Source organism: Clostridium sp. 19966 (assembly GCF_032335695.1).
Taxonomy (GTDB): domain Bacteria; phylum Bacillota; class Clostridia; order Clostridiales; family Clostridiaceae; genus JACTOJ01.
On record NZ_JACTOJ010000002.1, the window covers coordinates 181430 to 193479 of the forward strand.

Below are 12050 nucleotides of genomic sequence, written 5' to 3' on the forward strand. Positions count from 1 at the left end.
TTTAGTAGTAAAATAGACTATTCAATATACAAATTATTAACTTAAAACTATGTCAATTTCTATTTTATCTCTATTATAACCACTTTTTTAATTAATGTATAATATTTTTATTAAATTTAGCGTTTGTTTAAAATTTATCATAATAAGCATATCCAATATATAAATTTTAAAATAAAATGTGTTTTTTTTCAATAGAACATGTATATTTTTCCATATACTTCTCTTTTACTTGCTGCGTAAGCTTGTTTACATGGAAAAAAAACATAAAAATAAGACCACCAAAAGGTGATCTTACTCTAATCCATTATAAATATTTTTTTATTGCTTCAACTTTATTGGTTTTTTCCCAAGGCAAATCTACATCTGTTCTTCCAAAATGTCCATATGCTGCGGTCTGCTTATATATTGGTCTTCTTAAGTCAAGCTCGTTTATTATAGCTGCAGGTCTCAAATCAAAGACCTTATTTACGATTTCAACAATTTTATCATCAGATATTTTTCCTGTTCCAAAAGTATCAACTTCGATAGAAACAGGCTTTGCAACTCCTATAGCGTAAGCTAATTCAATCTCAAGCTTATCCGCAACTCCAGCAGCCACAAGGTTCTTAGCAACCCATCTTGCAGCATATGCAGCAGAACGGTCTACCTTTGTTGGATCTTTTCCTGAAAATGCTCCGCCGCCATGTCTTCCATATCCGCCGTAGGTATCAACAATAATTTTTCTTCCTGTTAATCCGGAGTCTCCCTGTGGTCCTCCTATTACAAATCTTCCTGTAGGATTGATAAAGTATCTAGTATTTGAATCCAATAAATTTGCAGGTATTACTGGCTTTATTACATTTTCTATAATATCTTTTTCTATTTGCTCTCTTTCAATTTCAGGACCATGCTGTGTTGATACAACGATAGTATCTATTCTTACTGGAGTATTATCTTCATATTCAACAGTTACCTGTGTCTTGCCATCTGGTCTTAAATAAGAAAGTGTTCCATTTTTTCTAACCTCTGCAAGCCTTCTAGAAAGCTTATGAGCCATAGCTATTGGCATTGGCATAAATTCAGGAGTTTCGTTTGTTGCATATCCAAACATCATACCCTGGTCTCCTGCACCTATTGCCTCAATTTTATCCATTTCACCTTTTTTAGATTCTAAGGCTTCGTCTACACCCATAGCTATATCTGCAGACTGTTCATCTATTGAAGTCAGCACTGCACAAGTATTAGAATCAAAACCGTATTTAGCTCTTACATACCCTATATCTTCAACAGTTTTTCTAACTATTTTAGGTATATCTATATAGCAATTAGTTGAGATTTCTCCCATAACTAAAACCATTCCGGTAGTAACTGCTGTTTCACAGGCAACTCTCGCATTTGGATCATTTTCCAATATGGTATCTAACACAGCATCTGAAATTTGATCACAAATTTTATCTGGATGCCCTTCTGTAACTGACTCTGATGTAAATAATCTTTTCAATTTTTTTCTCCTTTCAAAAAACAAAATAAAACCTCTTCGATAAGAAGAGGTTTATAAACCATCTCTCTTATCTTGCAGAAATACTGCAGGAATTGGCACCATTGTGTACTATCACCGGTTGCCGGGTTTCATAGGGCCCAGTCCCTCCACCTCTCTTGATAAGAGTAATTTTATTAATATAATATTACTATAACATTTCAATATTATTATTGTCAATACACATTAAAGCTTGATTACATAAAAAAAAGACACGCTTATTGAGTGTCTTTGGTGGAGGAGAGTGGATTCGAACCACTGAAGCAACTTGCAACAGATTTACAGTCTGCCCCCTTTGGCCACTCGGGAACTCCTCCATATTTAAGCTGGCAATAGGAATCGAACCTACAACCTGCTGATTACAAGTCAGCTGCTCTACCGTTGAGCCATGCCAGCATTTACTTGCCTGACGCGCTTGCCGCGTTACTGACAAGGAATAGTATACATAGAACCAGCTTCTATTTCAAATGGCATAATGGTGCTTTATACAGAATTAAACTTATTTTTCTCCATTTTTCTAAGTATTTCTAGCAATTAATGCACATTACATATTTATATTTTAAGTAAATGTTTTTCAAGAACAGCAAAATAATCTTATAAGAACACGTAAATTAATGATTAATTATCGCTGTTTTTTATGTATTTTTCTACGCAGTCCACATCTAGATATTTACTGGCTATTTTTTTTATGGTTTCGTAATCTTTACTACCTAGCCTTAACCTTAGCAGACTGAATGTATTTATTATTCCTTCAACAGGATCATCATTTGTTAAATAGTCTTTAAGCTTATAATAGTCAGATGGCGGTATTTTACTTGCAATTTCTAATATTTTAGCCTTATCTAAAAAGCTCAATTCTCCTTTTATTTTATATGCATCCACTTTAAACACCGCTGAGGAATCTGGATATTGTTCTTGATCAGTATTTTTTTCTTGAATTGTATCCTGCTTCGCATCCTCTTCTTTCTGAACATTGTAATTTCCATCAGTGTTTTCTTCAACTTTCGGAATTTTGCTAGAACTTGCTGGAGCTGTTTGCGCCTGGGGTTTAGTTTCTTTTACTTCATTTACAGGCTGCTTATTCTCCTCATTCTTAGCATTATTTTCTACTTTCTTATCTTCTTTTACTTCCTTAGTTTTTTCTGCAGCAGCAATGTGGAGCCTAGATTGTTGCTCTGATATTTTTTTAACATTCTCAATTTTGCTTATTATAGCATCACTATAATTCATTATGCTAACAGATATAATTGTGCAAATTATAACTGTTAGTGATAAAAATTTATTTTTCACAGCTTTCACCTCATTTTAATTCTTTCATCTTTTTAATTTTTTATTCTCACATTTCTAATATTTATATGACTATCCTCATATATATTATTGGGGGGTGTGATTGTTTGGATAAGGTTAAAGTAAAGTTTACTAATGCTTTGGCATACTACGAATTAGCAAACACTGTAAAAAACTATCTAAATGAAAATACTATAATAATATGCATAGGAACCGATAGATGTATAGGTGATTGTTTAGGTCCTTTAGTGGGTACATTACTTAAAAATAAGTTTTTTCCTTTGCCTGTATACGGAACTATATCTGAACCAATACATGCGTTGAACTTAGAAAAAAAATTAGTGGATATAAAAAATAATCACCCCAAAGCTAAAATAATAGGTATAGATGCTTGCTTAGGTGACAGTAATAGTATTGGTGAAATTCAATTTAGAGATTATCCAATTCATCCAGGAAAAGGAGTTGGTAAATCATTACCAGATGTAGGAGATACTTCGCTGATTGGCATTGTAGATTCTTCCGAAAATAATGAATTATTCACAAATAGAACTATTAGATTAAACTTAATAATAGAAATGGCTAAGGTTATTTCTCACAGCTTTTTACATGCATATTTTTTATATTCTAAAGAAAATAAAAAGGATTAGAGCTTATTCTCTAGTCCTTTACATAATTATATGATTTACTTTTACTTATATACGCTGCTATCTAAAATATCGAGATACTCAAGAGACTTTCCAGTTCCTGCTGCTACGCAAGATTCTGAATTCTCTGCTACGTATACGGGAACCTTTGTGGCTTGAGATATCACTTCTGAAAGTCCATGAAGAAGTGCTCCTCCTCCAGTCATAACAATACCTTTTTCCATTATGTCAGCAGCTAATTCAGGTGGGGTTTGTTCTAAAACTGAATATGCACAATCAACTATTCCAGAAACAGTTTCACTTAACGCTTCCCTCATTTCTTCAGATGTAACTACAATATTTTTAGGTAATCCAGAAATAAGATCTCTACCTCTTATTTCCATTGTGTTGTCTACATCTCTTTTATATGCAGTTCCAATATTAATTTTTAATTCTTCTGCAGTTCTTTCTCCTATCATAAGCTTATGCTTTTTTCTCACATATTTCATTATAGCTTCATCAAATTTATCTCCGGCAACTTTTATAGATGCTCTCACTACCATTCCGTCTAATGATATTACAGCTATATCTGTAGTTCCTCCGCCTATATCAATTATCATATTGCCGCTTGCTTTAGTTATATCTAATCCTGCGCCTATTGCTGCAGCCAAAGGTTCTTCGATAAGAAAAACTTTTTTAGCTCCTGCATTCACTGCAGCATCCTTAACTGCTCTTTTTTCAACTTCTGTAGCTTCACAAGGAACGCATACCATTACCCTTGGTGCAGAAATTCTTCTTTTCCCACAAGCTTTAGAAATAAAATATTTAAGCATTTTCTCAGTGACATCATAATCTGAAATTACTCCGTCCCTGAGGGGCCTTATTGCTACTATATTTCCTGGAGTTCTGCCTATCATCTGTCTAGCTTCTTGTCCAACTGCTAATACTCTGTTATTCATCTTATCTATAGCTACTACTGAAGGTTCCTTAAGCACTACTCCTTTACCTTTCACATACACGAGAACTGTAGCTGTTCCTAAATCGATTCCCATGTCTGCTCCCATCCCGAAAAACCACATTACAACTCACTCCTGACTTCTTCATCTTTGTAAGTAAATATTTAAAATATTACAAATCTACCCTTAATTATACTAGTAATATGGTTATCCTTCAATAGCTTTATATTTCATCTTTGTCGCTTTTCCGCCTCTTATATGTCTTTCTGCCTTATTCAAGTCAAGTATACTCTTAGCCTGTTTTGCTACAATAGGATTTATTTTGGGCAGTCTTTCTGTCATATCCTTGTGTATTGTGCTCTTGCTAACTCCAAAAACTTTTGCCGTTTTTCTAATGGTAGCTTTGGAATCTATTATATAATTAGCGACTTCAAGAACTCTTTCTTCAATGTAGTCTTTCAATCCGCCATCTGCCGCTAAAAACATTATTAAATATATCTATGAAAATTGTGTGCTTTTTTAAGATATTATTTAATAATATTTCCATACTAGCAGCAGATTTTTCACCACCTTTCTTCAATTTATATTTTTACAAAAATGTTAAATTAGGAAATTGCATAATTTTTTTATATTAAAATAATAATTTTTATTATGCAATTTCCTATAATAAAAAATTTATTTTAGTTTGCTGCTTTCGAATAAACAATATATTTAGCTGGATCTACATATTCCGTTCCCTTCATTACTTCAAAATGTAGATGATCGCCAAACTTTTCTTGTGAGTAACTAGTTCTAGTTTTTCCCACATATCCTATTATTTGATTTTTCTTAACAGTGTCTCCTACTTTTACTTTTACATCTTCTCTCAAGTTGCTATATATAGTTTTTAGGCCATTTTGATGGTCTACTATTATATATTCTCCTAATTCAGTCTTATCATTATCTATTGCTTCTACCTTACCATCCAGTACTGCATGAACTTCACTATTCAATTTTGCTGAAATTTCTATTCCATGATTAGTTTTGTATGAGCCTATAGTCTGACAATACTGAAGATCAGTGGAGTAACCCCTTGCAAGCGCTCCATCTACTGGTTTTGTAAATGTCGTATCTACAGCATTTGATACCGACTGAGATGATGTTCCATTCTTTGGAACTGATACTGCTGAATTAGTTTTGTTATCTTTCACTTCCAAAGCATTAGGAATATTATTCTTTACAGTGCTTGGAGTAGTAGATGCTACACTTTGCTTTTTCTGCTCCTGCACTACAGGTGACTTTTTGCTTGACTTATTGTTTTTCGCTACTATAGCCGCTGTAGTGGCAACCACGCATATGCAAACAAATAGTATTACGTAGAAACCCTCTCTCTTAAAAAAGTTTGACGATTTGTTTAAAAATTTTTTGTCCATATGAACACCTCCATTTTGTAGTCTGTCCGTTGATTAGTAAAAAATACATATTTTTATTCAAAAATATTACTTTTTTTCCGACTAATTCTTGTGTGTTTATTTATATTTCTACAAAACGGAAGCTATTTATTGCTTTATTTTGTCTATTTTAGTTCCATTATAATAATGAGTTAAAATATCTATGTAATTGTGTCCGTTTTTAGCCATTATATTTGCTCCCCATTGGCTCATGCCAACACCATGCCCATTCCCTATACACGTAAATGTAATTGAATCTTTATTAAATTTAAAAGATATATTTGTTGAATTTAATCCTAAAGCAAATCTAAATTGCGGTCCTGAAATAGTTGTTTTTCCAACCATTATTTTAGATATAGATTTGGTATCGTTTGATTCCAATATCTTTATTTGCTTGTTTATATTACTTTCTTTAAGATTGGCTTTTGGAAAACTGGAATTTATCTTATAGGCTACTTCTGAATTTTTTATAGTAGTATCTGTCTTATATTTTGGAGCCTCTTCTTCACCAAGGCTGTCAACACTTTTAAGATATGGTTTATCTTCACCAAAAACCGCTTTTGCATCCTCAGTTCTTCCACTGCTTACCGCAAAATACATTGGGCTAGTAACAAGTTGTCCATCATAAGTTAAAACTTCATTTTTGGTTTCATCTACTGCAGCAGAAATTTTGCTCCAATATGCTTCTCTATCTTTTTCCGACCACTCTTTAAACATATCCGACTTGGATTTATATACTTGATAGTCTGTAGAATCAGAAACATCTGCTTCCTCATTATAGGTGCAGCCTTCACCGCCAAATTTTTTCATATGAGCTATTACATAGGTTCTAGCTGCTACAGCTTGGGCTTTTAAAGTCTCTTCTTCGAACTTAATCGGCATCTCTCCTGCAACTACTCCCTTTACATAGTCATCTAAATTAAGATCTATCACTTTTTTTTCTTTTGTGAGATATAATTTTACTGATACATCATTAATACTTATATTCTCCAATTTTATGCTGCTATTCTCTAAATGAAATGAAATATCTTCCTTGACAGTAGCTCGTCCATGTCCCTTGCTAGTAAATGCCCCCATGATTACAGGTAAAATCAGTATTATAATCACAGCAAGTATGGTTACAGTCAACTTGATATTGATATGAGTTGATTTAAATACTATTTTCATATGACCTCCTAAAAGTAAAATAAGCATAAAAACATCTTCTTTTATCAAAATATTCAAATCACATATACAATATATATTCCAATTTCCCCTTACTTATAACAAAATAAAAAACTGTCTCTTCCTAGAACTTTCTTCTAGTCAAGACAGTTTTAACTTACTGTTTTATTCTTTCAATATTTGCACCTAAAGCTTTAAGCTTATTTTCTATCTGTACATATCCCCTATCGATATGATATATGTCAGATATAGTTGTATTACCTTCTGCGGCGAGTCCAGCTAAGATAAGTGCTGCTCCTGCCCTTAAATCCGTAGCTTTAATATCAGCTCCTGTTAACCTGTCAACTCCCTCTATTACAGCACTCCGTCCATCTATTTTTATATTAGCTCCCATTCTCTTAAGCTCAGGAGCATGCATATACCTATTTTCAAATATAGTTTCTGTAATGATGCTGGTTCCTCTTACAGTGCACAATAAAGACATCATTTGTGCCTGCATGTCCGTTGGGAAGCCTGGATATGGCATAGTTTTAATATCTATAGGCTTCATAGCATTTCTGCCATCCACAATTATTGAGTTATCTTCTATTTCCATTATAGCTCCACTTTCGGTTAACTTAGCTATTATAGGCTTCATATGTTCTTCATGAATGCCATTTATCTTTATCTTACTCTTTGTTATTGCAGCCGCTATCATAAATGTTCCGCTTTCAATCCTATCATATATAGGTGTATGAATAGTACCTTTTAGTGCTTTAACGCCGGTTATTTTAATAGTTCCTTGCCCTGCTCCCATGATATTGGCTCCCATTTTATTCAAAAACAGAGCTAGATCCTCTATTTCTGGTTCTGCTGCAGCATTCTCAATAGTAGTTTCTCCTTCTGCTATGCAAGCTGCCATCATGATATTTTCTGTTGCTCCAACAGATGGAAAGTCTAAATATATTTTATTTCCAACTAGTTTATTACAAGTAGCTTCCACATATCCATGCCCTAAATCAAAGTTTACCCCTAAAGCTGATAACCCCTTAAGATGTAAGTCAATTGGTCTTGTTCCTATATTACAGCCTCCAGGTAATGCTGTTTTAAATCTTCCAAATCTAGCTAACATAGGACCCATTATAAAGAATGACGCCCTCATTTTTCTTACAAGATCGCTGCTAGGCTCTTTTATTATTACATTTGATGTATCTATATCAATCCTATCTTCGCTAACTTCTATAGAAGCATTTAAGTCTCGTAATACATCACAAATAACAACCACGTCTTCCAACATGGGTGTGCTTAGTATTGAACATTTATCTCCAGCTAATATGCTAGCTGCTATTATAGGTAGAACAGCATTTTTGGCTGCACTTATATTTACTTCACCACTTAACTGTGCTCCACCTTTTATTATAAATTTTTCCATATTGTCCTCCATTTATAATTGTTGCTTATATGTCTTTATTTTTGTTATTTATGTTATATTTTTCTTTAAAAGTTAATATAATTTATTGGAACGCCTATTATAAGGTAGGTTCCGCTAGAGTACTTAAATATATCACAGTTAAAATCTATAATTTTATTTCCACTTTTTATTCCCATGTTACTGCCTAAATTTGCTGATAAAAAATATCCCGACGAAAGTTTCTCAACATTTACATCTTCTAATGCATATTTTTTAATAATATTTTCAGCTTCATCCTTATATTTATTAATATCATTATTATCAATTTCAGCTTTTATATAATAATATATTTTAAAATCAAATTTCTTAAATTCGCATTCAAGAGTAGACTTTAATTTTGTCATATCATTATAAGATTTTCTTTCAGTAATATCCATTATTACTGTGCCCTGATTTTCTTTTGTAAATTCTATATATCCATTGGTAAATTGAAAATTAATATTTATTATGCCGTCATTAGATTTAATTTCTTTTTTCATTCCTAATGTTCTTTCAAATTTTTCTATTACTTCATCTTGATTTTTTTCACATTTAGTTACAACCACTCTTATTCCATATTCTTGTACACTTCCTCCCATCTCCTGTAATATTTCTAAATCTACATTGTTATTGTTTAGTGCATATACTGATTGATGATTAATATAGATAAAAATAATACTAAGTAGAAATATTAAAATATTTTTTTGAATCTTCATAATCCATTCCCCCTATCAAACATTTAAATTATTGTCACAGTAAGAGGAATTTATACCTTATGAAAATATATTTTTATATTATTAATATATTAAGAATGTGAAAAAGTGTGAAATGCAATATAGCCCTGTGCTAAATAAGTATATATCTTCACACTTATTTGGCGCAGGGCTATTAAAATTATAATTTTATATAGCAAAAAAGCACCACGATGGGCGCTTTTTGTTATTTTAATTTTAATCTAGCTACAGACTTCTGAAGCGCAAGCTCGGCTCTCAACACATCTATATTATCTTTACTTTCAAGACGTTTTTTAGCTCTATTCAATGCAGCCTCAGCTCTATTTACATCTATTTCTTCTGGCCATTCGCAAGATTCACATAAGATGCTTATTTCATTATTATGAACCTTTAATACACCATCAGAAGTAAATGCTTTATATTCTTTATTATCTTTGTCTGTAAACTCTGTAACTCCAGGTCCTAAAATTGATACCATAGACATATGATTTGATAACACTTCAAATCCTCCGTCTATGCCTTCAGTTTTAACACTTGTTACCTCTCCTTTGAAAAACTGCTTTTCTGGAGTGAGGATAGTTAGCTTAATTGCTTCTCCCATATACTCTCACTCCTTTATTCAGCCATCATTGATTTTGCTTTTTCTCTAACATCTTCTATAGTACCAGCAAATAAGAAAGCTGATTCAGGAATATCATCACATTTACCTTCTAATATTTCTTTGAATCCTTTTACAGTTTCTTTTACAGGAACATACTTACCTTTTAATCCAGTAAACTGTTCACCAACTGTAAATGGCTGTGATAGGAATCTTTGAATTTTTCTAGCTCTTGTAACAGTAAGTTTATCTTCTTCTGATAATTCATCCATACCTAATATACTGATGATATCTTGAAGTTCCTTCTGCCTTTCAAGAACGTGTTTTACTTTAGTTGCTACTTCATAATGCTCTTCACCAACTAATCTTGGATCAAGTATTCTAGAAGAAGATTCAAGCGGATCAACTGCAGGATATATTCCAAGTTCAACTATTGCTCTACTTAAAACTGTAGTTGCATCCAAGTGAGCGAATGTAGTTGCTGGTGCTGGGTCTGTAAGGTCATCGGCTGGAACATAAACTGCCTGAACGGAAGTTATGGAACCATGCTTTGTAGATGTAATTCTTTCCTGTAAAGCACCCATCTCAGTTGCAAGAGTAGGCTGATATCCAACGGCACTTGGTATTCTTCCAAGAAGCGCTGAAACTTCTGAACCAGCCTGTGTAAATCTAAATATATTATCTATAAATAGAAGAACGTCCTGTCCTTTATCTCTGAAATACTCTGCCATTGTAAGACCTGTAAGAGCAACTCTCATTCTAGCTCCTGGTGGTTCATTCATCTGACCGAATACTAGAGCGGTCTTATCAATAACGCCTGATTCCTTCATTTCATAATATAAGTCGTTACCTTCTCTTGTTCTTTCACCAACTCCAGTGAAAACGGATATACCTCCGTGCTGCTTAGCTATATTGTTGATAAGCTCCTGTATTAGAACTGTCTTTCCAACTCCAGCTCCACCAAATAGACCTATCTTACCACCTTTTTGATATGGTGCAATAAGATCTATAACCTTTATTCCAGTTTCAAACATTTCTGGTTGAACTGACTGCTCTTCAAAGCTTGGTGCTGGCCTATGTATTGGATACTTCTGTTCTGTAACAACAGCCTCACCTTTATCTATAGGTTTTCCCAATACATTAAATAATCTTCCAAGTACTCCTTCACCTACAGGTACCAATATAGGATTTCCAGTATCTTCTGCATCCATTCCTCTTTTTAAACCCTCAGTGGATTCTAGCGCTATAGCTCTTACTATGTCATCTCCTACGTGCTGTTCAACTTCAGCTATAACTGTTTCACCATTATTGGATTTAATTTCAAGAGCATTTAGGATGTTAGGAAGCTGACCAGCTTCAAATCTTATATCTATAACCGGCCCTATGATTTGTACTATTTTACCTATACTACCGGACATAATGCTCCTCCTTTTCTACACACTTTAGTCTTATCTCTGAACTTCAGAACCTGCAACTATTTCAGTAATTTCCTGAGTTATCGAACTTTGTCTTATTCTGTTGTAAAGCAAATTAAGATCGTCAATTAGTTCATTAGCATTCTTTGTAGCTCCGTCCATAGCATTCATTCTAGATGCATGCTCACTAGCCTTTGCTGTAGTTAGGGTATAATAAACTGATTGCTTCACATATTCCCTTAACAAATAATCAAAGCTTGCTTCTATATCAGGTTCAAAAGTAATGTAATTATTATTCATTTTAGTCTTATCTATTTCTATGGGCAGCATTTTATCAATCTTAACATCTTGCTTTACAGAAGAATGGAAATGAGTATATACAAAATACACTTCTCCAACTTTACCTTCTTCATACAAGGAGATGATATGCCTTGATATGTCAACAGCTTCCTTTATAGTTGGAATATCAGAAACTTCAACATATTCAGCAGCTGTCTCATATTTAAATCTTCTAAAATAGCTTCTTCCTTTTTGACCAACCACAAAAATTTCTGAATTTTCTTTATCGTCACCGATAAATTCTGCAACACTATTCACTACAGAAACATTGTAACCTCCGCAAAGACCACTTTCAGATGTAAAGACAACATAAAGCTTTTTTTTGCTTTTGTTGCCTCTTACAAAAATACTGTTGCCTTCAAAGTTGTCTTTAACATCTTCAAACAATTTTGCATATTCGCTGTTAAATTCTTCAGCTCTTGCAAGAGAAAGTCTGACTTTTCTAAGTTTAGAAGTGGCCACAAGGTTCATTGCCTTTGTAATTTTAATAGTATTTTTTACAGATTTCATTCTTCTTTTGATGGCTATTAGTCCTGCACCTGCCATAGTCCACCTCCTG

General features: G+C 33.1%; 12 protein-coding genes, 2 tRNA genes and 1 riboswitch. Of the genes, 1 reads left to right on the top strand and 13 read right to left on the bottom strand.

From position 1 onward, the window contains the following. Nucleotides 1-304 precede the first annotated feature (304 nt). From metK to IAI10_RS02740, 4 genes are all read right to left on the bottom strand, one after another. Nucleotides 305-1480, bottom strand: coding sequence for a methionine adenosyltransferase (gene metK, locus IAI10_RS02725; protein WP_315671759.1), 1176 nt, complete (start codon nucleotides 1478-1480; stop codon nucleotides 305-307). 64 nt (nucleotides 1481-1544) lie between these two features. Continuing rightward, nucleotides 1545-1645: riboswitch (SAM riboswitch) on the bottom strand. 103 nt (nucleotides 1646-1748) lie between these two features. Further along, nucleotides 1749-1833 (bottom strand) — tRNA-Tyr (locus tag IAI10_RS02730). Between the two features lie 7 nt (nucleotides 1834-1840). After that, nucleotides 1841-1912: transfer RNA gene (locus IAI10_RS02735), tRNA-Thr, on the bottom strand. A gap of 222 nt (nucleotides 1913-2134) precedes the next feature. Then, complete coding sequence (locus IAI10_RS02740) at nucleotides 2135-2806, bottom strand: hypothetical protein (RefSeq protein WP_315671760.1); 672 nt, start codon at nucleotides 2804-2806, stop codon at nucleotides 2135-2137. 104 nt (nucleotides 2807-2910) lie between these two features. Here IAI10_RS02740 and yyaC point away from each other — a divergent pair, with 104 nt between their 5' ends. Then, the gene (gene yyaC, locus IAI10_RS02745) at nucleotides 2911-3450 is read left to right on the top strand and encodes a spore protease YyaC (RefSeq protein WP_315671761.1); all 540 of its coding nucleotides are present in this window, start codon (nucleotides 2911-2913) and stop codon (nucleotides 3448-3450) included. A 41-nt stretch (nucleotides 3451-3491) separates the two neighbouring features. Here the strand turns inward: yyaC and IAI10_RS02750 are convergent, their stop codons facing one another. From IAI10_RS02750 to atpG, 9 genes are all read right to left on the bottom strand, one after another. Then, on the bottom strand, nucleotides 3492-4505 hold the full coding sequence (locus IAI10_RS02750) for a rod shape-determining protein (RefSeq protein ID WP_315671762.1): 1014 nt from the start codon (nucleotides 4503-4505) through the stop codon (nucleotides 3492-3494). A gap of 84 nt (nucleotides 4506-4589) precedes the next feature. Beyond that, a complete protein-coding gene (gene spoIIID / locus IAI10_RS02755) occupies nucleotides 4590-4844 on the bottom strand; it encodes a sporulation transcriptional regulator SpoIIID (protein WP_315671763.1) in 255 nt (84 codons plus the stop codon). Between the two features lie 218 nt (nucleotides 4845-5062). After that, entirely contained in the window at nucleotides 5063-5794 is a 732-nt protein-coding gene (locus tag IAI10_RS02760; RefSeq protein ID WP_315671764.1) for a M23 family metallopeptidase, read from the bottom strand. A gap of 126 nt (nucleotides 5795-5920) precedes the next feature. Next, nucleotides 5921-6979 (bottom strand): stage II sporulation protein D, encoded by a 1059-nt coding sequence (gene spoIID / locus IAI10_RS02765; RefSeq protein ID WP_315671765.1) that lies wholly within the window; start codon nucleotides 6977-6979, stop codon nucleotides 5921-5923. Nucleotides 6980-7133: 154 nt separating this feature from the next. Then, entirely contained in the window at nucleotides 7134-8387 is a 1254-nt protein-coding gene (murA, locus tag IAI10_RS02770) for a UDP-N-acetylglucosamine 1-carboxyvinyltransferase (protein WP_315671766.1), read from the bottom strand. 65 nt (nucleotides 8388-8452) lie between these two features. Then, entirely contained in the window at nucleotides 8453-9121 is a 669-nt protein-coding gene (locus IAI10_RS02775; protein ID WP_315671767.1) for a hypothetical protein, read from the bottom strand. Between the two features lie 223 nt (nucleotides 9122-9344). Further along, nucleotides 9345-9740 (bottom strand): F0F1 ATP synthase subunit epsilon, encoded by a 396-nt coding sequence (locus tag IAI10_RS02780; protein ID WP_315671768.1) that lies wholly within the window; start codon nucleotides 9738-9740, stop codon nucleotides 9345-9347. A 14-nt stretch (nucleotides 9741-9754) separates the two neighbouring features. Further along, nucleotides 9755-11155 (bottom strand): F0F1 ATP synthase subunit beta, encoded by a 1401-nt coding sequence (gene atpD, locus IAI10_RS02785; RefSeq protein ID WP_315671769.1) that lies wholly within the window; start codon nucleotides 11153-11155, stop codon nucleotides 9755-9757. A 30-nt stretch (nucleotides 11156-11185) separates the two neighbouring features. After that, a complete protein-coding gene (gene atpG / locus IAI10_RS02790; protein ID WP_315671770.1) occupies nucleotides 11186-12037 on the bottom strand; it encodes an ATP synthase F1 subunit gamma in 852 nt (283 codons plus the stop codon). Nucleotides 12038-12050 lie beyond the last annotated feature (13 nt).

Coding starts and splice junctions, on each gene's coding strand:
- atpD (WP_315671769.1), bottom strand. CDS start 11,155: ATGTCCGGTAGTATAGGTAAAATAGTACAAATCATAGGGCCGGTTATA.
- IAI10_RS02760 (WP_315671764.1), bottom strand. CDS start 5,794: ATGGACAAAAAATTTTTAAACAAATCGTCAAACTTTTTTAAGAGAGAG.
- murA (WP_315671766.1), bottom strand. CDS start 8,387: ATGGAAAAATTTATAATAAAAGGTGGAGCACAGTTAAGTGGTGAAGTA.
- IAI10_RS02775 (WP_315671767.1), bottom strand. CDS start 9,121: ATGAAGATTCAAAAAAATATTTTAATATTTCTACTTAGTATTATTTTT.
- IAI10_RS02750 (WP_315671762.1), bottom strand. CDS start 4,505: ATGTGGTTTTTCGGGATGGGAGCAGACATGGGAATCGATTTAGGAACA.
- atpG (WP_315671770.1), bottom strand. CDS start 12,037: ATGGCAGGTGCAGGACTAATAGCCATCAAAAGAAGAATGAAATCTGTA.
- spoIID (WP_315671765.1), bottom strand. CDS start 6,979: ATGAAAATAGTATTTAAATCAACTCATATCAATATCAAGTTGACTGTA.
- IAI10_RS02780 (WP_315671768.1), bottom strand. CDS start 9,740: ATGGGAGAAGCAATTAAGCTAACTATCCTCACTCCAGAAAAGCAGTTT.